This window comes from Lentzea waywayandensis (assembly GCF_900115955.1).
Taxonomy (GTDB): domain Bacteria; phylum Actinomycetota; class Actinomycetes; order Mycobacteriales; family Pseudonocardiaceae; genus Lentzea; species Lentzea waywayandensis.
This window is the reverse complement of sequence record NZ_FOYL01000009.1, coordinates 118199-141582: the sequence shown is the minus strand read 5'-3', so window position 1 is coordinate 141582 and position 23384 is coordinate 118199. Positions and strand designations below refer to the sequence as shown.

Annotated in this window: 22 protein-coding genes; 13 read left to right on the top strand and 9 right to left on the bottom strand. The window is 69.8% G+C overall.

The genetic code is table 11. The features are described 5' to 3' along the window. Window positions 1-18: 18 nt before the first annotated feature. The 8 genes from BM417_RS30535 to BM417_RS30500 all read left to right on the top strand — a co-directional run bounded on the left by BM417_RS30535 (window position 19) and on the right by BM417_RS30500 (window position 11903). On the top strand, window positions 19-558 hold the full coding sequence (locus BM417_RS30535; protein WP_093601711.1) for a (2Fe-2S)-binding protein: 540 nt from the start codon (window positions 19-21) through the stop codon (window positions 556-558). Then, window positions 555-1538: an FAD binding domain-containing protein gene (locus BM417_RS30530; protein WP_093601709.1), complete on the top strand. Its 984-nt coding sequence runs from the start codon at window positions 555-557 to the stop codon at window positions 1536-1538. The genes BM417_RS30535 and BM417_RS30530 overlap by 4 nt, the downstream gene beginning before the upstream one ends. Before the next feature lie 4 nt (window positions 1539-1542). After that, the gene (locus tag BM417_RS30525; RefSeq protein ID WP_218164607.1) at window positions 1543-3708 is read left to right on the top strand and encodes a xanthine dehydrogenase family protein molybdopterin-binding subunit; all 2166 of its coding nucleotides are present in this window, start codon (window positions 1543-1545) and stop codon (window positions 3706-3708) included. Window positions 3709-3710: 2 nt separating this feature from the next. Next, on the top strand, window positions 3711-4664 hold the full coding sequence (locus BM417_RS30520) for an XdhC family protein (protein ID WP_093601707.1): 954 nt from the start codon (window positions 3711-3713) through the stop codon (window positions 4662-4664). Window positions 4665-4672: 8 nt separating this feature from the next. Continuing rightward, window positions 4673-5338: an HAD-IA family hydrolase gene (locus BM417_RS30515; RefSeq protein ID WP_093601705.1), complete on the top strand. Its 666-nt coding sequence runs from the start codon at window positions 4673-4675 to the stop codon at window positions 5336-5338. 129 nt (window positions 5339-5467) lie between these two features. Next, window positions 5468-8560: a PA14 domain-containing protein gene (locus BM417_RS30510; protein WP_093601703.1), complete on the top strand. Its 3093-nt coding sequence runs from the start codon at window positions 5468-5470 to the stop codon at window positions 8558-8560. Window positions 8561-8599: 39 nt separating this feature from the next. Then, entirely contained in the window at window positions 8600-9613 is a 1014-nt protein-coding gene (locus tag BM417_RS30505; RefSeq protein ID WP_093601701.1) for a LacI family DNA-binding transcriptional regulator, read from the top strand. Window positions 9614-9707: 94 nt separating this feature from the next. Then, window positions 9708-11903, top strand: coding sequence for a discoidin domain-containing protein (locus BM417_RS30500; RefSeq protein ID WP_093601699.1), 2196 nt, complete (start codon window positions 9708-9710; stop codon window positions 11901-11903). Here the strand turns inward: BM417_RS30500 and BM417_RS30495 are convergent. Together BM417_RS30495 and BM417_RS30490 are read right to left on the bottom strand one after the other, a co-directional pair. After that, entirely contained in the window at window positions 11894-12379 is a 486-nt protein-coding gene (locus tag BM417_RS30495) for a DUF305 domain-containing protein (protein ID WP_093601697.1), read from the bottom strand. The two genes, BM417_RS30500 and BM417_RS30495, sit on opposite strands and share 10 nt — an antisense overlap. Before the next feature lie 32 nt (window positions 12380-12411). Beyond that, window positions 12412-13320, bottom strand: a complete 909-nt coding sequence (locus tag BM417_RS30490) for a DUF1996 domain-containing protein (RefSeq protein WP_245822258.1) — start codon at window positions 13318-13320, stop codon at window positions 12412-12414. A gap of 182 nt (window positions 13321-13502) precedes the next feature. Here BM417_RS30490 and BM417_RS30485 point away from each other — a divergent pair, with 182 nt between their 5' ends. Continuing rightward, window positions 13503-15611 carry a discoidin domain-containing protein gene (locus tag BM417_RS30485; RefSeq protein ID WP_093601693.1) on the top strand — a complete coding sequence of 703 codons (2109 nt, stop codon included), beginning with the start codon at window positions 13503-13505 and terminating at the stop codon, window positions 15609-15611. A 1-nt stretch (window position 15612) separates the two neighbouring features. Here the strand turns inward: BM417_RS30485 and BM417_RS30480 are convergent, their stop codons facing one another. Genes BM417_RS30480 through BM417_RS30465 form a run of 4 tightly spaced genes read right to left on the bottom strand, consistent with a single transcriptional unit; the run spans window position 15613 to window position 17437 of the window. Further along, a complete protein-coding gene (locus BM417_RS30480; protein ID WP_093601691.1) occupies window positions 15613-15921 on the bottom strand; it encodes a YbaY family lipoprotein in 309 nt (102 codons plus the stop codon). Between the two features lie 4 nt (window positions 15922-15925). After that, window positions 15926-16183, bottom strand: coding sequence for a hypothetical protein (locus tag BM417_RS30475; RefSeq protein WP_093601689.1), 258 nt, complete (start codon window positions 16181-16183; stop codon window positions 15926-15928). Between the two features lie 13 nt (window positions 16184-16196). Further along, on the bottom strand, window positions 16197-16391 hold the full coding sequence (locus BM417_RS30470; protein WP_093601687.1) for a hypothetical protein: 195 nt from the start codon (window positions 16389-16391) through the stop codon (window positions 16197-16199). An 11-nt stretch (window positions 16392-16402) separates the two neighbouring features. Further along, window positions 16403-17437: a M12 family metallopeptidase gene (locus tag BM417_RS30465; RefSeq protein ID WP_093601685.1), complete on the bottom strand. Its 1035-nt coding sequence runs from the start codon at window positions 17435-17437 to the stop codon at window positions 16403-16405. A 169-nt stretch (window positions 17438-17606) separates the two neighbouring features. Between BM417_RS30465 and BM417_RS30460 the strand changes: the two genes are divergently transcribed. Further along, on the top strand, window positions 17607-18194 hold the full coding sequence (locus BM417_RS30460; RefSeq protein ID WP_093601683.1) for a GrpB family protein: 588 nt from the start codon (window positions 17607-17609) through the stop codon (window positions 18192-18194). On the opposite strand, the gene BM417_RS30455 is transcribed toward BM417_RS30460, so the two are convergent. From BM417_RS30455 to BM417_RS30445, 3 genes are read right to left on the bottom strand one after another with little or no spacing between them, the layout of a single operon-like run. Next, entirely contained in the window at window positions 18148-19245 is a 1098-nt protein-coding gene (locus tag BM417_RS30455; protein ID WP_093601681.1) for a sensor histidine kinase, read from the bottom strand. The genes BM417_RS30460 and BM417_RS30455 overlap by 47 nt on opposite strands. Next, window positions 19238-19903, bottom strand: a complete 666-nt coding sequence (locus tag BM417_RS30450; RefSeq protein WP_093601679.1) for a response regulator transcription factor — start codon at window positions 19901-19903, stop codon at window positions 19238-19240. Before BM417_RS30450 ends, BM417_RS30455 begins: the two co-directional genes overlap by 8 nt. A 38-nt stretch (window positions 19904-19941) precedes the next feature. After that, entirely contained in the window at window positions 19942-20508 is a 567-nt protein-coding gene (locus BM417_RS30445) for a VanZ family protein (RefSeq protein WP_245822257.1), read from the bottom strand. Between the two features lie 142 nt (window positions 20509-20650). On the opposite strand from BM417_RS30445, the gene BM417_RS30440 reads away from it, so the two are divergent. The 3 genes from BM417_RS30440 to BM417_RS30430 are packed head-to-tail and all read left to right on the top strand — an operon-like array spanning window position 20651 to window position 23353. Further along, on the top strand, window positions 20651-21676 hold the full coding sequence (locus BM417_RS30440) for a sensor histidine kinase (protein WP_177320683.1): 1026 nt from the start codon (window positions 20651-20653) through the stop codon (window positions 21674-21676). After that, window positions 21669-22724, top strand: coding sequence for a hypothetical protein (locus BM417_RS30435; RefSeq protein ID WP_093601677.1), 1056 nt, complete (start codon window positions 21669-21671; stop codon window positions 22722-22724). Before BM417_RS30440 ends, BM417_RS30435 begins: the two co-directional genes overlap by 8 nt. Then, window positions 22709-23353 carry a response regulator transcription factor gene (locus BM417_RS30430; protein WP_093601675.1) on the top strand — a complete coding sequence of 215 codons (645 nt, stop codon included), beginning with the start codon at window positions 22709-22711 and terminating at the stop codon, window positions 23351-23353. Before BM417_RS30435 ends, BM417_RS30430 begins: the two co-directional genes overlap by 16 nt. The last annotated feature ends 31 nt before the right edge of the window (window positions 23354-23384 follow it).

Below are 23384 nucleotides of genomic sequence, written 5' to 3'. Positions count from 1 at the left end.
CTGTCGAAGGGGAGGGCGATGACTGACGCCACTCGCAGCGAGATCTCGTTGAAGGTCAACGGAAAGACCCACCGGCTCAACGTCGACAACCGCAGGTCGTTGCTCGACGCGTTGCGCGAGGACACGAAGCACGCCGGCCCGAAGAAGGGCTGTGACTTCGGCCAGTGCGGCGCGTGCACGGTGCTTTTGGACGGCAAGCGCGTGGTGTCGTGCCTGACGCTCGCGGTCGCCGCGGACGGCTCCCAGGTCACCACGGTCGAGGGACTCGCGGCGGACGACGACCTGCGGCCGGTGCAGGAGGCGTTCCTGCGGCTGGACGGGTTCCAGTGCGGGTTCTGCACGCCGGGGCAGCTCTGCTCGGCGGTCGGGGTGCTGGCCGAACACCGGGCGGGCTGGCCGAGCGCGGTCACGTCCGACGTGTCGCCGGACCACCGGTGCCGGCTCGACGCCGAGGAGGTGCGCGAGCGGATGAGCGGCAACCTCTGCCGATGCGGCGCCTACCCGTCGATCGTGCGGGCCGTGCTCGACGCCGCCGAACGGGAAGAGGTGAAGCGATGAAGGAGTTCGCCTACCAGCGCGCGACCGCCGTCCACGACGCGCTGGAGTCGGTCGCGGAGAACAACACGAAGTTCCTCGCCGGCGGCACGAATCTCGTCGACCTGATGAAGCGCGGTGTCGAGACACCTGCCCGGCTGATCGACGTGCGTGCGTTGCCGCTCAACGGCATCAGCGAGGCCCGCAACGGTGACCTGGTCATCGGCGCGACGACGACCAACAGCGAGACGGCCGCGCATCCGGAGATCCGCCGCCGCTATCCGGCGCTGTCCCAGGCGGTGCTGGCCGGTGCGTCCGGGCAGCTGCGCAACATGGCGACGACGGCGGGAAACCTTCTGCAGCGCACGAGATGTGCCTACTTCGCCGACCTGGCCTCCGCGTGCAACAAGCGCGTGCCGGGCAGCGGATGCGCTGCTGTCGAGGGCGAGCACCACAACCACGCGATTCTCGGCACGTCACCGAGTTGCGTCGCGACGAACCCGTCGGACATGGCCGTCGCGATGATGCTGTTCGACGCGGTCGTGCGGTACGAGACGCTGACCGGCAAAGGCGAGATTCCGATCGCACGCTTCTTCCGGCCGGTGGGGGACACCCCGAACGTCGAGACCACGTTGCCCACCGGAGCGTTGATCACCTCGGTCACGTTGCCGCGCAGGGCGGAAGGTCGCCGGTCGCGGTATCGCAAGGTCCGTGAGCGCGCGTCCTACGCCTTCGCGAACGTGTCGGTGGCGGCCGATCTGACCGTCCGGCTGGGCAAGGTGCGCGAGGTCCGCATCGCGCTCGGCGGCGTCGCCTCGCACCCGTGGCGGGCGAGGATCGCCGAGGAACGGCTGCTCGGCGGCCCGGCCACGCCCGAGAGGTTCCGCGCCGCCGCCGAAGCCGAGCTGGCCGCCGCGACCCCGTTGCCGCACAACGGCTACAAGGTGCCGCTCGCGCGCAACCTCGTCCAGGCCGTGCTGACCGACCTGACCCGACAGGAGTGACACGATGACAACGCGCCGACAGGTGCTCAAGGGCATGGGCCTCGGCGCCGCCGCGGTGTCCGCTCCGATCGCCGGGACCGCGGAAGCCGCGCCGTCGGAGGCGATCGGCTCGTCGTGGACCAGGATCGAGGGCAAGGACAAGCTCCGCGGCCGTGCCCGCTACACCGCCGACATCCCGGTCGAGGGCATGGCCCACGGCGCCCTGGTGACGTCCACGATCACCCGCGGCCTGATCAGCGGGATCGACGCGAGCGCGACCCTCGCGTCGCCCGGCGTGATCGGCGTCCTCGACCACCGCAACGCGCCGCGCCTCAACCCGCAGGCCGGCTCGCCGTTCTTCGGCCCCGACGGGCAGTTCCTGCTGCTGCAGAACGACGTGATCGAGCACGGCGGCTGGCCGGTCGCGCTCGTCGTGGCGGAGACGCCGGAGCAGGCGCGGGCGGGGGCCGAACGGCTTCGGGTGTCCTATGTGGAGCAACCGCACGACATCGGTTTCTCGGCCGGTCACCCGTTGCTGCGGCCCGCCCTGCCCTCGTTCGGTCCGGACGCGAACAAGGGTGATCTCGACGCCGAGCTGGCCCAGTCCGCCGTCACGGTGGACGAGCGGTACTTCACGCCGCCGGAGTCCGCCTGCGCGATGGAACCGCACGCGGCGACGGTGTGGCTGGAGAACGGCAAGATCCGCGCATACGACACCAACCAGGCGCCGTTCGGCGTCGCGCAGGTGCTGTCGGTGCTGTTCGACAAGCCGCTGACCGACGTGCGCGTCGAGGCCGAGCAACTCGGTGGCGGGTTCGGCGGCAAGACGGGCGTCGGGCCCCAGCTGATCCTGGCGACCATGGCCGCGATGATCTTCAGTCGGCCGGTTCGAGTGGCTCTGACCAGGGAAGAGGTGTTCCTGACGACGTCCGCGCGGGCCGCGACCGAGCAACGGGTGCGGCTCGGCGTCGACCGGGACGGCCGGTTGCGCGCGATCGGGCACGAGGCCGCGTTCGAGCTCTCGGTGAAGGCCGAGTACATCGAGAACTGCGTGGAGGTCGCCAAGGTCCTCTACGCCGCTGACGCCATCCGCACCCGGATCAACGTGGTGCCGCTGCACATCCTGCCGCCGAACTCGCTGCGCGCACCCGGTACCGCGCCCGGCTCGTTCGCGCTGGAGTCCGCGATGGACGAACTCGCCGAACGCCTCCGGATCGACCCCCTCGACCTGCGCCGCCGCAACGAGCCCGAGGTCGGCCCGGTGAGTGGGCATCCGTTCACCAGCCGCAACTTCCTGCGGTGCGTGGAAGAAGGTGCGCGCCGGTTCGGCTGGGCCGGTCGCGACCACCGGCCTCGGCAGCGCCGCGAAGGCCACCTGCTGATCGGTACTGGGATGGCCGGAACCTCGTTCCTCACCACCGCGTTCCCGTCGTCGGCGACGATCACCGCGGAGCCCGACGGCACGTTCACCGTCGCGATCGCGGCAATGGACATCGGCACCGGCGCCCGCACGGCGTTGACCGCGATCTCCGCCGACGTGCTGCGGGTCGACCGTTCCAGGATCCGGCTCAGGATCGGCGACAGCGCTCTGGGGCCGGCCTGGGGCGCGGGCGGTTCGCTCGGCACGACGTCGTGGTCCTGGGCGATCTCGTCGGCGGCCGAGGAACTGCTGACGAAGCTGGAGTCCAAGCCCTCGTTGCCGGTGTCGGTCACGTCCGACACGACCAACGAGATCTTCAGCCTGCCGCCACGCGAACGGCACGCGTACAGCGCGATCTTCGCCGAGGTCGCGGTCGATCCCGCCACCGGCGAGGTGCGGGTACGCAGGCTGGTCGGGCGGTTCGCGGTCGGCCGGGTGGTGAACCCGCTGATGGTGCGCAGCCAGCTGGTCGGCGGCATGATCATGGGCCTGTCCATGGCGTTGCACGAGCAGGTCGTGCGCGACGAGGTGACGGGCAGGCAGGTCAACGCGGACTTCGCGGGCTACCACTTCGCGGCGAACGCGGACGTGCCGTTCATCGACGCCGATGTCGTGGCCGACTACGAGCCGGACAACCCGCTGGGGCTCAAGGGACCCGGCGAGATCGGCACGGTGGCGGTCGCCGCGGCCGTCGCGAACGCCGTGTGGCACGCGACGGGCAAGCGTCAGCGCCGGCTGCCGATCACTCTCGACCGCGTGATCGAGGGCTGACCGTGCTGCGCGAGGTGTGGCCGTTCGTGCTGGAGAAACGGGACTCGCCGATGGTGCTCGCCCGGCTCGTCGATCGTGACGGACCGGGTGCGCGCCCGCTCGGCGCCACCATGGCGATCGCGGCGGACGGAACGTGGCGCGGGTCGGTGTCCGGCGGCTGTGTCGAGGGAATGGTGCTCGACGCGGCCCGTGCCGTTCTCGACGGTGAGGCACCCCGAGTCGCTGTCGTCACGCCCGGCGCGCACCTCATGCCGTGGGAGGAAACCCCTGCGTGCGCTGGAGAACTGCGGGTGCTGCTCACGCACGTGCCGGACGATCCGGTGCGTGCCGCGATCACCTCGGCGGTCACGAACGACAGACCGCTGTCGGTGCGGATCGAGCTGACCCCGCCGTACGCGTGGTCGGTGGGGTCAGCTCTCGGCGAGGGTCCGGCGTTCGTCGAGGAGTTGCCGGGCCGGAGCACGCTCGTCCTGGTCGGCGCCACCGACCTCGCCGCGAGTGTGGCCGCGATGGCGGAGTCGTTGCACCACAAGGTGGTCATCGTCGATCCCCGGCCCGGCCACGTCGGCTCGGGGGCGTTTCCGGTGTCCTGCGAGGTGATCCGCGCGTGGCCGGACGAGTGGATCACCTCGCTCGGGCCGGGAGACGCCGTGGTCACGCTCACGCACGATCCGCGCATCGACGACCTGGCGATCCGGGCCGCGCTGAGCAGCGGGGCCGGGCACGTCGCCGCGCTGGGCAGCAGAGCCACGCACGCCCAGCGACTGCGGCGGCTGGAGGGAGTGCCTGGCCTGGAACGGTTGTGCGGTCCGGCAGGGCTCGATCTAGGAGGCGCGTCGCTCGCGGAGACCGCGCTGTCGATCCTCGCGGAGGTGGTGGCGGTGGGCAACGCGCGGTCCGGGCGGCGGTTGCGCGACGGCCGTGATTCGATCAGGGCGACGTTGCCGGCGTGGTGAGGAGAGCGATGAACCTGGCCTGCCGGGGTGTGCTGTTCGACATGGACGGGGTGCTGGTCGACTCGACGGTCGCCGCCGAACGCGCGTGGACGCAGTGGGCGCACGAGTTCGGCGTCGATCCCGGCCAGGTCCTGCGCGGCCTGCACGGCCGGCGTTCGGCGGACACCGTCCGGCTGCATGTGCCCGCCGTCGTGCACGCCCACGCGGTGCGGCGCATCGACGCCATCGAGATCGCCGATGCCGGCTCGACCGAACCGATTCCCGGAGCCCGTGAGCTGCTCGAGTCGTTGCCGGGCAAGTGGGCCGTGGTCACCTCCGCCTCGCGGGCCCTGCTCACGGCCCGCCTGGGAGCGGCCGGGATGCCGGAGCCGTCGGTGATCATCAGCAGCGACGACGTGACGCAGGGCAAGCCCAGCCCCGAGGGATATCTCCGCGCGGCGGCCCAGCTCGGCGTGCCGATCGGGGAGTGCGTGGTCTTCGAGGACAGCGTCAACGGGGTCGCCGCGGGTCTCGCTGCCGAGCCTGCCGCCGTTGTGGGCGTCGGGGTTGCCGCCCTGCACACGCCCGCACCCGTCGTCGTGCCTGACCTGCGGTCCGTGCGGTGGTCCGGCCGTGGGGTCGAGGTGTCCGGGGAGCTCAGGCGCCAGGCCGAACGACCTGGGGCCAGGCCGTAACTTCCCGGAAACTTGTCCGGTTTGACATGCCCGATACCTCCGTTCGGCCGTAGCCCCGCGCCAGAACCGTGTGCGTGGATGTATGGGAGCGCTCTTACAACGTTGTAAAAACGAAGGGGATCTTCGCTGATGAAGAAAGCCGCCCCCGTACTCGTCGCTCTGCTGCTGGCGTTGGGCATAGCGCCCGGACTGCCGTCCGCGAGTGCCGCCGAGCCCGTGCACGGCCTGAAGGGCGAGTACTTCAGCATGTCGGCACCGGGTGCGCGGGACTTCGCGACCCTGGGTGGCACCGTGCTGGACGCCGACATCAACCAGGGTGACCTGACCGGCGTCTTCGGGTTCCTCAACGGCCGCACCGAGCACACGACGGCCCGGTGGACCGGGCAGATCGCGGTGCCGCAGTCCGGCGACTACACGTTCCACGCAATCGGCGACAACGGGTTCCGGCTGCTGATCGACGACAAACCGGTGATCGACCACTGGGTCGGGGACTGGGACCGCGAGCAGACCAGCGCGCCGGTGACGCTCACCGCCGGGCGCCAGTACGCGTTCAAGCTGGAGATGTTCCAGGACGTCGGCGGCGCCAACATGTTCCTGCGCTGGTCGAGCCCGGGCATCGCCAAGCAGCTGGTGCCGGAGTCCGCGTTCACGCCGCCCGCCGACTTCCAGGTCGTGCCGCGCACAGCCGAGGTCTCCAAGGACGGCCGCACCCTCACCGCGGACTTCGGTGGCCGCGTCACGGGCGTGAACGACCTCAAGGACCACCTGCGCATCGACGTCGACGCCACCCCGATGCCGGTCTCGGTGATCACCAGCAGCCGCAACCGCGTCACGGTCCGGCTGGCCGAGGAAGTGCTGAAGGGCCAGCGGGTCCGCATCTACTACGACGGCGCCGGAGCGCTCGCGGTCGACGGCAACAAGGTCGGGAAGACCGCCCGCACGACCGGCAACGTCTCCACCGAACGGCTCAGGACGCCGTGGGGCGAGAAGGTCGACACGCGCAACCCGTTGCCGGAGTACCCGAGGCCGCAGCTGGAACGCGACAAGTGGGTCAACCTCAACGGGCCGTGGGAGTTCGCGGGCGCCAAGGCGGGCGAGCAGCCGGTGTTCGGGAAGAAGCTGCGCGAGAAGGTCGTCGTGCCGTACCCGATCGAGTCGCAGCTCTCCGGGCTCGAACGGCACGAGGACCACATGTTCTACCGCAGGACGGTGTCCGTGCCGCACGACTGGAAGATCGGTTCCGGGCAACGGCTGAAGCTCAACTTCGGCGCGGTCGACTACGAGGCCAAGGTCTGGGTGAACGGCAAGCTGGTCGCGGAGCACACCGGCGGCTACACGGCGTTCAGCGCGGACATCACCGACGCCCTCAAGCGCGGTGAGCAGGAGATCGTCGTCGCGGTCACCGACACCACCGGCCCGCACCAGCCCAAGGGCAAGCAGTCGCCCAACCCCAGCGGCATCTTCTACACGCCGTCGTCGGGCATCTGGCAGACCGTGTGGATGGAACCGGTGGCGGACAAGGGGATCGACGAGATCAAGACGACCCCGGACCTCGCCTCCAGCTCGCTCACGGTCAACGTCAAGTCCGCCGGCAACGCCACCGTCACGGCGGTCGCCAGGGACGCCAAGGGCAAGCAGGTCGGCACGGTCACCGGACCGGCGAACTCCGCCCTCACACTGCCGGTGCCGAACCCGCACCTGTGGACGCCGGACGACCCGTACCTCTACAAGCTCGATGTCACGCTCGGCAAGGACAAGGTCAAGAGCTACTTCGGCATGCGGTCCACGGGGATCGCGAACGTCGGCGGCACGCCGAAGCTGACCCTCAACGGCCAGCCGATCTTCAACCTGATGCAGCTGGACCAGGGCTTCTACCCGGACGGTCTGAACACCGCGCCGAGCGACGAGGCGCTGATCTTCGACCTGAAGGCGCAGAAGGACCTCGGCTTCAACGCGGTCCGCAAGCACATCAAGGCCGAACCCGCCCGCTGGTACTACCACGCGGACCGGCTAGGACTGCTGGTGTGGCAGGACTTCGTGTCCGTCGAGGACGGCAACAACCCGCAGGCGCAGCAGGCGTGGCTCAGCCAGGGCCGCGAACTGATGGAGCAACTGCACAACTACCCGTCGATCTACGCGTGGATCGTGTTCAACGAGGGCTGGGGCGAGTGGGACCGCACCGTCACCGGGCAGATCACCGACCAGGTCAAGGCCGCTGACCCGAGCCGGATCGTCAACGCGCACAGCGGCGTGAACTGCTGTGCCTCCAAGGGCGACAGCGGCAAGGGCGACGTCATCGACCACCACGACTACAACAACACCGACCCGGCCCGTCCGGACGGCAAGCGCGTCGTGATGGACGGCGAGCACGGCGGCTTCACGCTGCGCACGCCGGGACACCAGTGGCCGGGTGCGCCGATCGCGATCTACAGCGGTGTGCCGGACAAGGCGGCGCTGACGGCGAAGTACGTCGACAACACCCGCACGTTCTACCTCGGCCAGGCCCGTCAGGAGATGTCCGCGTCGGTCTACACGCAGGTCACCGACCTGGAAGGCGAGCTCAACGGGCTCTGGACCTACGACCGCAAGCGCATCAAGGTCGATCCCGGTCCGGTCCGCGAGATCAACCGGCGGGTGATCGAGGCCGGGGCGAACGCGGGCAAGCCGTACTCCTACGCGGGCAGCGGCGAGTGGAAGCTGAACGAGACCAAGGGCACCACGGCCAAGGACTCCACCGGCAAGAACTCGCTGACCCTCAGCCCGACCGGTGCCACCTGGAAGGACGGCGCACTGGAGTTCCGCAACGGCTCGGCGGAGACCTACGGCCCGGTCGTCGACACGACCAAGGACTACACGGTGTCCGCGAAGGTGCGGCTGGACGAACTGCCCGGCAACTACGCCTCCGCGGTGAGCCAGGACGGACGCCAGTCCGAGAACCCCTTCTACCTCCAGTACGGCCAGGGCGCGTTCGCGTTCAGCACGCCGGGCGGCAACCGGGCGCGCTACGAGATCACGCCGGAGATCGGTCGCTGGTACGAGATCAAGGGCGAGCGGAAGGGCACCGAGATCCGGCTCTACGTGGACGGCGCGCTGGTCGCCACGGCACCGGCGGGACCGGCCATCGAGAGCACCGGCGCGTTCGCGGTGGGACGCGCCAAGTACAACGGCCAGAACGTCGACTTCTGGCGAGGTGCGATCAAGGACGTGGTCGTCACCTCTTGATGTTGGGAGAACGCTCTCCGAACGTGGTACAACCGGTGCATGAGCAAGGTCGCACCCACGTTGGAGGACGTTGCCAGAGTCGCGGGCGTGTCCCGCGCGACGGTGTCACGGGTCGTCAACGGCACGCGCAACGTCGATCCTGAGCTCCAGGAGACGGTGCGCAACGCGATCGAGCAGACCGGGTACACGCCCAACCGCGTGGCCCGGTCTCTCGTCACCCGGCGCACCGGCACGGTCGCGCTGGTGATCTCCGGTGCGGGCGGGGGATCGGACGTGTTCACCGACCCGTTCTTCGGCCGCGTGACGGCCGGCGTGGTCGACTTCCTGCGCTCGCACAGCGTGCATCCGGTGCTGATGCTCGCCGACTCGGACCACGCGCGGACCGAGGTCGTCGAGTTCCTCAGACAGGGCAGCGCCGACGGCGCGCTGCTCGTGTCCACGCACCCCGCCGACCCGTTGCCCGCCCGGCTGCTGGAGGCCGGTGTCCCCTCGGTGCTCTACGCGCGGCCCGGCAGGCCGATGCCGGTCAGCTACGTCGACATGGACCACCGCGCGGGCGGCAGGCTCGCCGCCGACCACCTGGTGGCGGCGGGGCGGTACAACATCACCGCGATCTCCGGCCCGATGGACGTGCTGGCGAGCCAGGACAGGCACGCCGGCTTCCGCGACGCCATGGCCCGCCACGGTTTCCCGTACGTCCCGACCGCCGAGGGCGGCTTCACGGCCGAGAGCGGCGCGGCCGCGATGCACCGGCTCCTCGTCGAGTGTCCCGACCTCGACGCCGTGTTCGCCGCGAACGACCTGATGGCGCAGGCGGCCGTGGACGTGTTGCACGAGCACGGCCTTCGCGTTCCCGAGGACGTGGCCGTGGTCGGGTTCGACGACAGCGCGCCCGCCCTCGCCTGCCGCCCGCAGCTCACCACCATCCGCCAGCCGGTGGAGCGGATGGCCGCGCAGATGGCCGACCTGTTGCTCGCGGACCTGGAAAAACCGGGACAACGGCCGAAATCCGTCATCTTCGAACCGGAACTCGTCCTGCGGGCCTCTGCCTGATTGACCTGTTCGACACCCGGCGTTAACGTCCCTTGGGAGAGCGCTCTCACGCCCCTGTCCAAGGCTTTCAGCCCTTCCCCCGTCAGGCAGGATCATGGGCTCAACCCTGTCCAGGGCCGCCGCGTTCGCCGCTGCCGCTCTGTGTCTCGTGACAACGATCAGCGTTACCTCCCAAGCGGGTGCCGCCGCGTGCGGCACCTCCAACGTCGCTCTCAACCGCACCGCCACCGCCTCCTCCGCGGAGAACGGCGGCACCCCGGCCTCCGCCGCCGTCGACGGCAACGCGGGCACGCGGTGGTCCTCGCAGTTCTCCGACCCGCAGTGGATCCAGGTCGATCTGGGCTCCAGCCAGCAGGTCTGCCGCGTCTCCCTGACCTGGGAAGCCGCGTACGGCAAGGCGTTCCAGGTCCAGGTGACCGACAACGCCGCCGACGCCGGCTCGTGGCGCGACGTCTACTCGACCACGACCGGCACCGGTGGCACGCAGTCGGCCGACGTCACCGGAACCGGCCGCTACCTGCGGGTGCTGGGCACCCAGCGCGGCACCGGCTACGGCTATTCCCTGTGGGAGCTGGGCGTCTACACCACCACGGACACGCCCGGCGTGCCCCCGACCGACCCGCGCAACCCCGACTTCGGCCCGAACGTGTTCGTCTACGGACCGGGCTCGTCGCAGTCGGAGATGCAGTCGCGGCTCGACTCCATCGCCACGCAGATGAAGACCAACCAGTTCGGGCCGCAGCGCTACGCCGTGCTGTTCAAGCCCGGCAGCTACAACGCCGACGTGAACCTGCGCTTCTACACGCAGATCGCCGGGCTCGGGCTGATGCCGGACGACGTGAACATCAACGGCCACATCCGCGTCGAGGCCGACTGGCTCCAGCAGGGCAACGATCCGAACAACCTCGGCAACGCCACGCAGAACTTCTGGCGCGGCACCGAGAACCTCTCGGTCACGCTGCCTCCCAACCAGATCGAGCGCTGGGCGGTCTCGCAGGCCACCGCGTACCGGCGGATGCACCTGCGCGGCCAGGCGCACCTGTGGAACGGCTACGACGGCTGGGCCAGCGGCGGTCTGATCGTGGACAGCAAGATCGACGGCGTGACCGTCTCCGGTTCGCAGCAGCAGTTCCTGACCCGCAACAGCAACCTCGTCGGCGGCTGGTCGGGATCGGTGTGGAACATGGTGTTCGCCGGCACCCAGGGCGCGCCGCCCGACAACTTCCCGAACCCGTCGCACACGACCGTGGACAACTCGCCGGTGACGCGCGAGAAGCCGTACCTGTACTTCGACAACTCCGGTGAGTACCGCGTCTTCCTGCCCGCGCTGCGCCAGAACTCGCGCGGCACGAGCTGGGAGAACGGCAACCCCGGCACGTCGGTGTCGCTCGCGGACTTCTTCATCGTCAAGCCCGGCACGCCGGCCGCCACGATCAACGCCGCGCTGACACAGGGCAAGCACCTGCTGCTCACGCCCGGCATCCACCAGCTCGACGACACGATCCGGGTGACCCGCCCGAACACCGTCGTGCTGGGCCTCGGCCTCGCGACCCTGACGCCGACCACCGGCAGGGCCGCGCTGACCACGTCCGATGTGGACGGTGTCAGGCTGGCCGGGTTCCTGGTCGACGCCGGGGTGCAGAACTCCCCGGTGCTGCTGGAGATCGGTGACTCCAGCGCCACCTCGCACGCGGCCAACCCGACCTCGCTGCACGACGTGTACCTGCGCGTCGGCGGGTCGCAGGCCGGCAAGGCGACGGTCAGCATGCGCGTCAACAGCCGCAACACGATCATCGACCACACCTGGGTGTGGCGGGCCGACCACGGCGCGGGCGTCAGCTGGACCGCCAACCCCGGCCAGAACGGCGTGGTCGTCAACGGCGACAACGTGATCGCGTACGGCTTGTTCGTGGAGCACTACCAGCAGCACAACCTGGTGTGGAACGGCAACGGCGGCCGCGTCTACCTCTACCAGAACGAGCTGCCGTACGACCCACCGAACCAGGCCGCGTGGATGAACGGGTCCAAGCGGGGCTGGGCCGGCTACAAGGTGGCTGACTCGGTGACCACGCACGACGCGTTCGGTGTGGGTGTGTACGCCTTCAACCAGGCCGATCCAAGTATCGTGACGGACAACGGCTTCGAGGCGCCGAACCGGTCGGGAGTCCGGTTCACGCACCTCGTCGCGGTCTCGCTCGGTGGGGTGGGCACGATCGCCAACGTCATCAACGGCACCGGCGGTCAGGCGGACCTGGCGAACCAGGTCCGGTACGTCGTGAACTATCCCTGACCGAGCCTGGTGAGCTGATCCCTGCGTGACGACTCGACGGACGCCGCGAACTCCTTGGTCGCGGCGTCCGTTCCGTTCTCCTGTTCACTGCGAGCGAGTCCGGCCGTCTGGTCGAGGTGCTCGTGCAGTTTCTTCGTGAGCGCCGTGGGATCCGTTCTGATGGCCAGCAGATCGGCCTCGGAGACCAGGCCCGGCATCTGGTGACCCGCGTGCAGATTGGTGTCCGGCAGCCCTGCCCGGTCGCGCAACTGTCGCAGGTGGACCAACTCGTCCGAGTGCGAGGCCCTGAGCTCCGCGGCGAACCGCGCGAGCGCGGGCGGGGCGACGTCGAGTGCAGGCAGGAGCTGTTCGTTCATCGGGATCATCAGCTGTACCCACGCGATGTCCGTGGCGTTGAACGGGGACACCGGCGGTGCGGGCGGGGGAGCGGGCGCGGCACACCCCGCCAGCAGCAACGCGGAAACACCCCAGGGCACGCGCCGCCCTGGGGTGCATGAGGCGAGGAACCTCACCGTGGCAACCGGTAGTCCGGTCCCAGTGCGGCGCCTCGATTCGGCTTGTACAGGTCGAATCCGCGCGGGTCGCACTGCAAGCCGCCGTTGACGCAGTGGCGGACGAGCGCGGCCTGCGTGGGCGCGTCCCAGGCGTTCATGAAGTCGTAGTGCCAGGAGTACCCGCGGCCACTGGAGAGTCGTACGCGGGACATGTCACCGGACACCGGGAACGCCATCTTGAACTCGAGCATCGGCACCGCGACCGGGTGACTCGGCGGGCACACCAGCGTCGCCCGGTCCGGGTAGGCCATGTGCGACTTGTGGTCCGCGGAGTCGAGATCGCGGCCGTTCCAGCAACTCGGGGCCTGGTAACGGACGTTGAGCTGGCTACCGGGCGTGCAGTACGCCGGGATGTCCCAGTTGTGGAAGCTGTCGCCGCACTCCCAGCCCTCGACCGCGCCCGGCGCGGTGCGGAACTGCTCCTGCGTCGCCGTGGGACTGCCGACCACGAACCGGATGCCCGGCGGGAACGGCACGACGTCCTGGTACCTCAGGATGCCGGACTTGTAGTAGATCACCTGCGGGAAGTCCGGCGGGACGATCTGGTCGCCGTTGATGACCGACGGGAACCAGTACGCGGACTTGTCGTCGGGGGTCCTGCAGTTGGTCTGACCTGCCTTGAGCGAGTCGTTGGTGCTGCTCGCCCTGGTGGACTGATTACCGAGGAACGTGTGCATGTGCGAGGCGCCCGGCAGTCCCGGGAAGACGATCGGGTCGTCCGGGAGATGGGTCGTGACCGAGCAGTTCGCCTGGAACTCGTGGTGCGTGACCAGGTCATCGGCCTGGGCCGAGTTGGTCGCGACCACGACCACGGCCGCCACCAGGGCAGCCGTCATCGTCAACGCGCTGAGTTTTCGGGACACCAATGTCCTCCTGCCGACGTGGGGAACCGGCTTGGAGAGCGCTCTCCCAAACAGCGTCCCGCTAGCCCTCGCGAGGTGTCAAGACCGGTTCTTTTGACACTGCCGACGTCTGGTCGTAACGTTCGGCGGCAGGGTTGTGAGAGCGCTCTCCTCCTACATCCCTACCTGTGGCAGGAGGCGCGATGGCTCGCGTCCGCTCCATCTGCACGGTGATCGCCGTGCTCCTCGGCCTGGCAGTCCTACCGGCTCACGCCGCTCCCACCCTGCTCTCCCAGGGCAAACCCGCGCTCGCCTCGTCGGCCGAGAACGGCGGCACGCCCGCGTCGGCCGCGGTCGACGGCAACGGCGACACCCGCTGGTCCAGCGAGTGGAGCGCCCCGCAGTGGCTGCGCGTCGACCTGGGCGCCTCGTCGGCGGTGAGCCGGGTCGAGCTCGACTGGGAGTCCGCCTACGCGACGGCGTTCGAGATCCAGGTCTCCGCCGACGGCGACGCGTGGCAGCCGATCCGTTCGGTGACCGGTGCCACCGGAGGCAGACAGGGGTACGACGTGACCGGCACCGGTCGCTACGTCCGGATGAACGCCACCCAGCGCGCCAACGGTTACGGCGTCTCGCTGTGGGAGTTCCGGGTCTACGGCACACAAGGCGGTGTCGTACCGGGAACCGGCGTGCGCGTGACCGGGTCGCAGGGCAACTGGCAGCTCACGGTCGACGGTCAGCCGTGGGTCGTGAAGGGCCTGACCTGGGGGCCGCCCGCCGCGGACGCCGCGCGGTACATGCCGGAGCTGAAGTCCATGGGCGTCAACACCTTGCGCACCTGGGGCACGGACGCCTCGACCCGCCCACTGCTCGACGCGGCCGCGGCGCAGGGACTCCGCGTGATCAACGGCTTCTGGTTGCAGCCCGGTGGCGGTCCCGGATCCGGTGGCTGCGTGAACTACGTGACCGACGCCCAGTACAAGGCGGACGTGCTGGGGCAGATCCGCCAGTGGGTCACCACCTACAAGGACCACCCCGGCGTCCTGATGTGGAACGTCGGCAACGAGTCCATCCTCGGCCTGCAGAACTGCTACTCCGGCACCGAACTGGAGAACCAGCGCGTCGCCTACGCCCGCTACCTGAACGAGGCGGCGCGGGCGATCCACGCCATCGACACGAACCACCCGGTGACGAACACGGACGCGTGGACCGGCGCGTGGGTGTACCTCAAGGCGTACACGCCCGACCTCGACCTGTACTCGGTCAACTCCTACGGCAACGTCTGCAAGGTGCGCCAGGACTGGACCTCCGGCGGCTACACCAAGCCGTACATCCTCACCGAGGCCGGCCCGGCGGGTGAGTGGGAGGTGCCGAACGACGCCAACGGCGTTCCGGCGGAACCGACCGACGTGCAGAAGCGCGACGGCTACACCCAGGCCTGGAACTGCATCGTCGGCCACACCGGTGTGTCCTTCGGCGGCACGCTCTTCCACTACGGCACGGAGTACGACTTCGGCGCGGTCTGGTTCAACCTCACGCCCGCGGGCAAGAAACGGCTCTCGTTCTACTCGGTCCAGCGAGCGTTCGGCGGCGCCACTCCCGCCAACACCCCGCCGGTGATCTCGGCGATGACCGTGCCGCAGACCGTCGCGGCGGGCGCACCGCTGACCATCGACGTCGCCGCGTCCGATCCCAACGGTGACGCGATCCAGTGGTCGGCCGCGTTCAACAGCAAGTACATCGACAACAGCGGAGGACTGGCGGGTGCTCCCGTCCAGGTGAACGGAAACCGGCTCACCGCCACCGCCCCGGACCGCCTGGGCGTGTGGAAGGTCTACGTCATGGCCGAGGACGGGCGCGGCAACATCGGCATCGAGACCCGTTCGGTGCGGGTCGTGGCGCCGCAACCGTCCGGCGTGAACGTGGCTCAGGGCAAGCCGGTGACCGCGTCCTCGTACCAGCAGGTCGGCGACGGCGCGCCGTTCCCGCCGTCGAACGCGGTGGACGGCAACGGAACCTCGCGCTGGGCCACCGACTGGGCCGATCCGCAGTGGATCAGGGCCGACCTCGGCGCGGTGACCACGTTCCAGCACGTGCAGCTGGTGTGGGAGGGCGCTTTCGGGCGTGCGTACGAGATCCAGGTGTCCGATGACGGCGGCAACTGGCGTTCCGTCTACGGCACGACGGCCGGAAACGGCGGAGTGGACTCGATCGACGTGACGGCGACCGGCCGCTACGTCCGGCTGCACGCCACCCAGCGGGGGACCGGGTGGGGTTACTCGCTGTACGAGTTCGGGATCTACCGGCGTTGATCTACACCAGCTCCACGCGCACGACCACGCCGTCTGCCGGGCTGATGGCGTGGGTGCTGAGCAGATCGCCGTGACGAACGTGTCCGTCGCCGCTCACGTCCACGTGGGCGGCGACGTTCAGCGCCTGCCCGTCCCAGTCGAGGTGGAACGGCAGGCGCTGCTCGGCGGTGTCGTCGCGGGAGAACTCGCTGACGTGCTCGGCCTTGGTGATCGCGGGCGCGTCGGCGAGGGTCACGTCGAGCAGCCGCACCCGCAGCACCGCCCGGCCGAACGCGGGCGTGCCTGCCGGGATCACGACGGTGCCGTGCACCTGGTCAGTTCAGCACGGCGAAGCGGGCCTCGATGTCGACGGGGCCGCCGGTGAGGTTGCGGATCTCGATGAAGTACTTGATCAGCCCGGCTGCCTGCCGGTCGACCTGCACCTTCCACTCGATCTGCTGGGCGCCGTCGACCATCGGCCACGTCGGTACGACCATCCACACCACCCGCCAGGCCTCCGGCCAGCTGTGGGTGAACCAGCGCCGCGACGACCCGCCGGGCACCTGTCCTCGGAACTGCACACCAAGTCGCATCGGGATTCCCCCTTCAGTCTTCTGGCTCGGGCTCTGGCGCGGGACCGGCGTCCTCGGCCTCAGGCTGGGCCTCGACGTCGGCGGAGATCTCGGTGTCGGCGGCGGCATCCGGTGCCGCACCACCGTTGCCCGCGGCTTCGGCGGGTTCGGCCACGATCAGGTCGTCGAGCGACGCGGGGGCGGCCCCGCCGTCGAGGTCGGCGCTCATGGCAGCTCCTCTCACAGTGCGTTCGGCGACCAGCCGAGCACGTCGTAGCGGGCTTCGATCTCGACCTGGCCACCGGTCAGGTTCCTGATGGCGAGGAAGTACTTGAGCAGCCCACCGGACTGCCGGGTGACCTGGGTGGTCCACTCGATCTGCGCCGGGCCGTCGACGGCGGGCGCGGTCGGCACGACCGTCCACAGCACGTACCAGTGGGCGGGCCAGCTGTGGGTGAACCAGGTCCGGGTCGTGCCGGCCGGGACGGAGCCGGTGAACTGCACGCCCCGGAACACCGCCGCCGGTTCGAGGCCGCTGTACATCGCCCGCACGGCCGCGCAGTCGCCGGGACTGAGGCCCTCGCGCTGGCCGATCGCGACGTTCTGGGTCGGCGTGATCGTGTTGCGGCTCGTGTCGATCGCGAACGCCCGCGGCGGGTAATGCATGATCGAGTGGTAGTCGTACGGCCCGACGTCGTCTCCGTCGGTGATGTGCTGGTTGAAGTTGTGGGCGTTCTGCTGCTGGACGTTCGTGAAGTCGATCGTCACGAAGTTGTTGCGGTCCTCACGGCTCTGCTCGTGCCACAGGCCGACGCTGTGCCCGATTTCGTGAATGGTCGCGCCGGTCGCGCAGGCCGATGCCAGCGTGATGTTCTGCCGGTTTCCGCGCATGCCCACGGGAGAACTGCACCCACCACCGGGCTGGAAACGAATGAAATTCGTGTCTGTCGCGTTTCTCGGTACCAGACGAATGCGCGTGTTGCGCTCCCAGTGCGCGATGGCGTTGTGCACGCGAGCCTGGTCCGGCAGTGCCGGGTCGATCTCGAACGGCACCCGCCCGCCCGGCCAGCGGAACTGCTGACCTGGGATGACCACGCCCTTCGGGCGCAGTTCGCCTTCCTGCACGAGGGTGAGCACGATGTCGCCCTCGACCATCGGCTCGCCGTCGACCTCGGTGTACAGAACGGCTTTCGCACCCTGGTTCTGCGTCAGGATCATGCCGGTTCTGAGTTCGGGGCCGACGCGGAACTGGCCGCTGCCGCTCGATTCGGTCATCGTGTTCGCTCCCGTCCACGCAGAAGACCAACAAGCCTGACTCCGAATGGCCGGATCTCCTAGGGTCGAAGGTCTCCGTCGTATTCGCGGAATTGATGGAGAGCGCAAAGTGGTGGTGTAACGGCAAAGCGGTGAAGGGCGACCACCATGTCGGGCCTAAGGTGGCGACATGCCTTCCGCTGTCATCGTCGAATACGACGCCGCCTGGCCCGTTCGTGCGCGAGAACTCCTCGCCGAGGTGCGTTCGGCGTTCGCGTCACTGCCCGGCTCGGACGGCTTCGGCTACGAGCACATCGGCTCGACCGCCGTGCCGGGCCTCGGTGCCAAGCCGATCGTGGACCTGCAGGTGCGCATGCCCGATCTGCCGCCACTCGCCGACCTGGCCGAGTTGCTCGCGCCCACGCCGTTCGTCCCGGCTCACGGCTCGCGGCCGGATTCCCCTGGCGTGCACCGGGACGGCAGGAGGCCCGGCGATCAAGCGGACGACGCCGTCTACGAGAAGCGTCTTTTCCACTCCCCGGCGGAGGGTGCCATCCTGCACGTCCGGCGGGCCGACTCGCCGTTCGCGCGGTTCGTCGTGGACTTCCGCGACTGGCTGCGGTGCCACCCCGAGCAGGCCCGGCGCTACGAGCAGGTCAAGCGCAGGCTCGCCGACGAGCACGCGGGCGGTCCGGACTACGACGACTATACGCGCGCCAAGACGGCGTTCTTCACCGAGATCGGGCCGCGACTGCGTGACTGGGCAGCCGGATCGTGACGCGCAGACCGCCTTCCGGTCGTGGCGCGATGTCGAGTGCGCCCTGGTGCGCACGAACGATGCTGTGCACGATGGCGAGTCCCAGGCCGATGCCCGCGTGATCGTCGTCGCGAACGCGTTCACCGCCGCGCTGGAACGGTTCGGTGAGCGTCGGCACCAGGTCCGCCGGGAGCACCCGGCCCGTGTTCTCGACCCGCACGACGCACGCCTGGTGTTGCGGTTCGGTGTGGACGGTGACGGTGCCGCCGGTCGGGAGGTTGTGGACGATGGCGTTCTGGACGAGGTTCGTGATCACTCGCAGGAGCAGTTCCGCGGAACCGGTCGTGGTCGCCGTCTCGCCGGTGACGTCGAGCGTGATCCGGCGCCGTTCCGCCAGAGGGAGAAGGGTTTCGGCGGCTTCCTCGGCGATCAGGGAGAGGTCGACGGGCTCGCGGCCGAACAGGCCCCGGTCGCCGCGGCTGAGCAGCAGCAGGGCCTCGGTGAGGTCGATCGCGCGGCGGCTCGAGGTGTGCAGGCGGTCGAGGAACTCGCCGTCGACCAGCGTCGGGTCCTGACGGGCGAGGTCGAGCAGGGACTGCGAGATCGCCAGCGGGGTGCGCAGTTCGTGCGAGGCGTTGGCGGCGAACCTGCGTTGCTCGGCGACGTGCGACTCGAGCTTTCCGAGCATGTCGTCGAAGACGTCGGAGAGTTCGCGGAACTCGTCCGCCTTGCCGGGCAGCCGGATCCGGTGCGACAGCGACCCCTTCGCGGCCAGCCGGGCGGCGTCCGCGATCTTGTCCAGCGGGGAGAGCATGCGGCCGGCCAGCAGCCATCCGCCGAGCAGGCCGAACGCCACCAGGAACACCATGGCGATCGCGGCGGCGCGGCCGAAGATGCGGGAGAGCAGGTAGCGGTTGGGGCTGGTGAAGAGCAGGCCCTGGTCGTTGTCGGGGACGTAGCGCAGCAGGTCCCACCAGGCCAACCCGATCAGGACGGCGCCGGCCACGACGACGATGCCCGCGTAGCTGAGGGTGAACTTCCAGCGGGCGCTCAGGCCGGGGGTCCTAGCCATTCGCGTCGATCCGGTAGCCGACGCCCGGCACGGTCGCGATGAGCCACGGTTCGCCGAGCCGTTTGCGCAGCGCCGAGACCGTGATGCGGACGGCGTTGGTGAACGGGTCGGCGTTCTCGTCCCAGGCCTGCTCCAGCAGTTCCTCGGCGCTGACCACGCCTCCCTGCGCGCCGACCAGCACCTCGAGCACCGCGAACTGCTTGCGGGTCAGCGCGACGTACTGCCCGTCGCGGAAGACCTCGCGCCGGAACGGGTCGAGCCGCAGGCCACCGATCTCGCTGACCGGCGGCCGTGCGTACGCGCGCCTGCGTGCCAGTGCCCGCAGGCGCAGCACCAGTTCGCGCAGCTCGAACGGCTTCGTGAGGTAGTCGTCGGCGCCGAGCCCGAACCCGGACGCCTTGTCGTCGATCCGGTCCGCCGCGGTGAGCATGAGGATCGGCATGCCGCTGCCGGACGCGACGATCCGCCGCGCGACCTCGTCCCCGGACGGACCCGGAATGTCGCGGTCGAGCACCGCCAGGTCGTAGGAGTTGACGCTGAGCAGTTCCAGCGCCGTGTCGCCGTCCCCGGCGATGTCCGCGGCGATCGCCTCCAGCCGCAGCCCGTCCCGGACGGCTTCGGCCAGGTAGGGCTCGTCCTCCACGATCAGCACGCGCATGGCGCCAGCCTAGGCAGCCGGGTGTATCGCGCGCATATTCACACGCCCACGAGGTGAAGGGTCGGCACCACCGCCGGCTTGGGACGCCACCACCACCATGACAACAGTGAGGCCAGCGCCGCGCCCACGGCGTTGAGCAAAACGTCGTCCACAGAGGACACCCGGTCCAGCCGCAGCACGAACTGGAGGATCTCCAGGAACGCGGAACATCCGGCCGCGAACGCCAGCACCCGCCACACCGACCGCAGGCCCGCGAACCTCAGCGGGGCGAAGAACCCGAGCGCCGCGAACACCAGCATGTTGCCGACGATCTGGCCCGTGTCGCGGTGGGAGAGCAGGTCGATGATGTCCGCGAACGGCACCAGGCTCAGCTTGCCCGTCACGCCTGGCTCCGCCCCCGGCAGCATGATGATCCACACCCACGGCAGCGTCCCGTAGACGAGGCCGACCTCGGCGAGCGAGTTCCGCCACGGCCGCGCGGCTCCCCGGAACCTCCGGTACAGCGCCAGGAGCAGCATCACGAGCACGGCCACCGGTAACCCCAGCACCGAGCCGAACACGACCCCGGTCTCCGTACCGACCCACTCCTGCCAGGTGTTGAGCACGCCTCAACTCAAGCCGACCGGCTGTTGCCAGGGCGTACGCGTTTTTCGATATGCGGACGATATGTGGACGACTCCAGATCGAACGTGCGGGTCAGGCAGGTTGTGGAGCCCGGCCAGGCGGTTCATGAGCGCCTCACGCAGAATGCCTGACGTGCTGGAGGCGAGACTGCTTGCGACGGTGTCCCGTCTCGCTGGTCCCATCCGCGGCGCCGGCGTCGTCCTGATCAGCCTCTTCGGCGCGTTCTCGCTGAACTCGCCGCTCGGCTGGACCCTGTTCGCGCTGGTGGCGGTGAGCACGGTCGCCGACTTCCGGTTGCCGCGCGTGGCGTTGCCGGTGGCGTTCCTCCGCGTCGTCGTGTTGTCGGTGTTGCTGGGGGCCGACGCCGATCAGTGGGTGTTGACGGTGCTCACGACGACGCTGATCACGTGGCAGTGGCAGTGGCCGCTCAAGGTCACAGTGCCCGCGACGGCGGCGTTGCTCGCGGTGCAGGTGGTGACGACCGGGCCCGGTGTGCTCGTGCGTGCGGTGTTGGAGTCGGTGCTCGCGCGGTTGGCGTACGAGTTGTTGCGCAGGTCGAGCCGGAGAGTGGATCTCCTGCGGGAACGGGCTGCGGAGCAGCGGCGGGCGGCGGCGGTCGCCCTTGACCAGGGGCGGCGGGAGCGGGAGTACCTGGCGCTGTTGCACGACACGGCTGCCGCGACGTTCCTGATGGCCGCGCACGGCGGTGACCCGGTGGCGGTGGCCGCTCAGGCTCGCCGGGATCTGGTGGTGCTGGCCGAACGGGGGCACGGGCAGGGGACCGTGGACCTCGGGGCCGCGCTTGCGGCGGTGGCACGGGACAGTTCCGTGCACGTGCGGGTGGAGGCCGAGGTCGTGCCGGTGCCGGCCGGAGTCGCGCTCGCGTTCGTGCGGGCAGTGCGTGAGTTGCTGACCAACGTCGAACGTCACGCGGGCACGACCGGCGCCGAACTGACGGTGGGGCGGGGCGCGATGGTCGTCGTCAGGGACGACGGCAGGGGGTTCGAGCCCGCGGACGTGCCCGGACACCGGCGTGGCCTGCGCGGATCGGTGGTCGATCGGCTCGAGGCGGCCGGCGGGACCGCGGTGATCGAGTCGGCCGAGGGCCGCGGCACCACCGTGTGGCTGAGGTGGCCCGCCGATGACTGACCACGCGGTTCTCACCATCACGCGGCGGGTGCTGCTCGTCGTGGTCCTGGCCATTCAGCTCGTCCTCACGCTGCCTCAGCTGGTCGGGTCCCCGCACGGCCCGTCCGCGTGGGTCGCGTACGGGCTGCTGACCTCGGTCCTGGGGATCGTCGCCGGGAACGTCGCGGCGGCCCGCCCGGAACTGCCCGCGTGGCTGGCCGTCGCGCCCCTCGCCGCGTCCGTGCTGGCGACGACCGCCCTGCCCGCCGGAGCGTCGTTCGGCCCGGCGGACTGGGGGTTCGGGCTCGTAGGCTGGTACCTGCTGCTGGTGCTGGTCGAACGGCCGACGGCGCTGCTCGCGGCACTGAGCGCGCACATCTGCTTCAGCATCGTGTGGTTCGCGCACGCCGGAAACGGCGACATCGGCACCGCGGGCGTCGTGATCCTGAGCGGCACGAGTTTCCAGCTCGGCGTCCTGGTGATCACGCGTGTGCTGCACCGGGACGCCCGCCTCGCCGCCGAGGCCGCCGCCGAGCACGACGCCGCCCGCACCCGCGAAGAGCTGGCCCGCCAGCGGGAACAGGACCTGAAAGCGGGGTTCGAAGGCCAGCTGGGCGCGTTGCTGCCGTTGCTCGCCGACCTGGCCGACGAGCAGGTGAGCGTGGCCGACCAGACGACCAGGTTGCGGTGCTCGGTGGCGGCCGTGCAGCTGCGCAGGCTGTTCGCGGAGAACGACGACGTGCCCGACCCGCTGCTGCACGAGCTGACCGCGTGTGTGGACGTGGCCGAACGACGCGGCGTCGTCGTCTCGCTCGCGGTGAGCGGCACGGCCACACCAGTGCCAACGGAGGTACGGCGCGAACTGGTCGCCCCGATGGCCCAGGCACTCGCCGCCGCGAACGGACGTGCGAAGGTGAGTCTGCTGCGCACCGCCACCGAGGTGCGTGTGGCCGTCGTGGCGGACGCGCCGGAGACGCTGCCGGAGGCCGGTACAGCGGAAGCGGTCACCGTCGAGACGAGTGTCCACAGCGGACTGGTGAGGAGCGAGGCGAGATGGCGGACGGCGTGACGGCGGTCCTGGTCGACGACCATCCCGTGGTGCGCGCGGGAGTAGCGCACTGGCTGTCCACAGCGGACATCGAGCTCGTCGCCAGCGGCGAGGACCCCGGGGTGGCCTGGACCGGACCCGGTGCCGCGGCGGACGTCGTCGTGCTCGACCTGCACCTCACCGGAGGCGCACCCGCCACGTCCGAACTGCGCAAGCTCGTCGAGGACGGCCGCAGGGTGATCGTCTACTCGATGCGGGACGACGACGAGATCGCCCTGCAGTGCCTGGAGATCGGCGCACTGAGCTACCTGACGAAGGCCGAAGGCGCCGACCACCTCGTGCAGGCCGTGAAAGCGGCAGCCGTTGGCCAGTCGTACACGCCACCGGCTCTCGCGGGAGCGCTGGCGGGCGACAGGTCGGACACGAGGCCGGCGCTGTCGCCACGGGAGACCGAGGTCCTGGTCGAGTGGTTCCAGTCCGAGTCGAAGGAGTTCGTGGCGCAACGACTGAACATCACGCTCAGCACGGTGAACTCCCACCTGGAGCGGATCAGGGTCAAGTACGCCGCGATCGGCAGGCAGGCCCCCACGAAGGCGGCGCTGGTGGCGAGGGCGATCCAGGACGGTCTGATCGGCCTCGACGACCTCTGAGCAGCCGTGTGGTGTGAACGACCGATACCGC

What these genes read in the sequence shown, in the direction of transcription:
- BM417_RS30535 (WP_093601711.1), top strand. Translation starts at nt 19, where the DNA reads ATGACTGACGCCACTCGCAGCGAGATCTCGTTGAAGGTCAACGGAAAG.
- BM417_RS30530 (WP_093601709.1), top strand. Translation starts at nt 555, where the DNA reads ATGAAGGAGTTCGCCTACCAGCGCGCGACCGCCGTCCACGACGCGCTG.
- BM417_RS30525 (WP_218164607.1), top strand. Translation starts at nt 1,543, where the DNA reads ATGACAACGCGCCGACAGGTGCTCAAGGGCATGGGCCTCGGCGCCGCC.
- BM417_RS30515 (WP_093601705.1), top strand. Translation starts at nt 4,673, where the DNA reads ATGAACCTGGCCTGCCGGGGTGTGCTGTTCGACATGGACGGGGTGCTG.
- BM417_RS30510 (WP_093601703.1), top strand. Translation starts at nt 5,468, where the DNA reads ATGAAGAAAGCCGCCCCCGTACTCGTCGCTCTGCTGCTGGCGTTGGGC.
- BM417_RS30505 (WP_093601701.1), top strand. Translation starts at nt 8,600, where the DNA reads ATGAGCAAGGTCGCACCCACGTTGGAGGACGTTGCCAGAGTCGCGGGC.
- BM417_RS30500 (WP_093601699.1), top strand. Translation starts at nt 9,708, where the DNA reads ATGGGCTCAACCCTGTCCAGGGCCGCCGCGTTCGCCGCTGCCGCTCTG.
- BM417_RS30485 (WP_093601693.1), top strand. Translation starts at nt 13,503, where the DNA reads ATGGCTCGCGTCCGCTCCATCTGCACGGTGATCGCCGTGCTCCTCGGC.
- BM417_RS30475 (WP_093601689.1), bottom strand. Translation starts at nt 16,183, where the DNA reads ATGCGACTTGGTGTGCAGTTCCGAGGACAGGTGCCCGGCGGGTCGTCG.
- BM417_RS30470 (WP_093601687.1), bottom strand. Translation starts at nt 16,391, where the DNA reads ATGAGCGCCGACCTCGACGGCGGGGCCGCCCCCGCGTCGCTCGACGAC.
- BM417_RS30465 (WP_093601685.1), bottom strand. Translation starts at nt 17,437, where the DNA reads ATGACCGAATCGAGCGGCAGCGGCCAGTTCCGCGTCGGCCCCGAACTC.
- BM417_RS30460 (WP_093601683.1), top strand. Translation starts at nt 17,607, where the DNA reads ATGCCTTCCGCTGTCATCGTCGAATACGACGCCGCCTGGCCCGTTCGT.
- BM417_RS30455 (WP_093601681.1), bottom strand. Translation starts at nt 19,245, where the DNA reads ATGGCTAGGACCCCCGGCCTGAGCGCCCGCTGGAAGTTCACCCTCAGC.
- BM417_RS30450 (WP_093601679.1), bottom strand. Translation starts at nt 19,903, where the DNA reads ATGCGCGTGCTGATCGTGGAGGACGAGCCCTACCTGGCCGAAGCCGTC.
- BM417_RS30440 (WP_177320683.1), top strand. Translation starts at nt 20,651, where the DNA reads ATGCCTGACGTGCTGGAGGCGAGACTGCTTGCGACGGTGTCCCGTCTC.
- BM417_RS30435 (WP_093601677.1), top strand. Translation starts at nt 21,669, where the DNA reads ATGACTGACCACGCGGTTCTCACCATCACGCGGCGGGTGCTGCTCGTC.
- BM417_RS30430 (WP_093601675.1), top strand. Translation starts at nt 22,709, where the DNA reads ATGGCGGACGGCGTGACGGCGGTCCTGGTCGACGACCATCCCGTGGTG.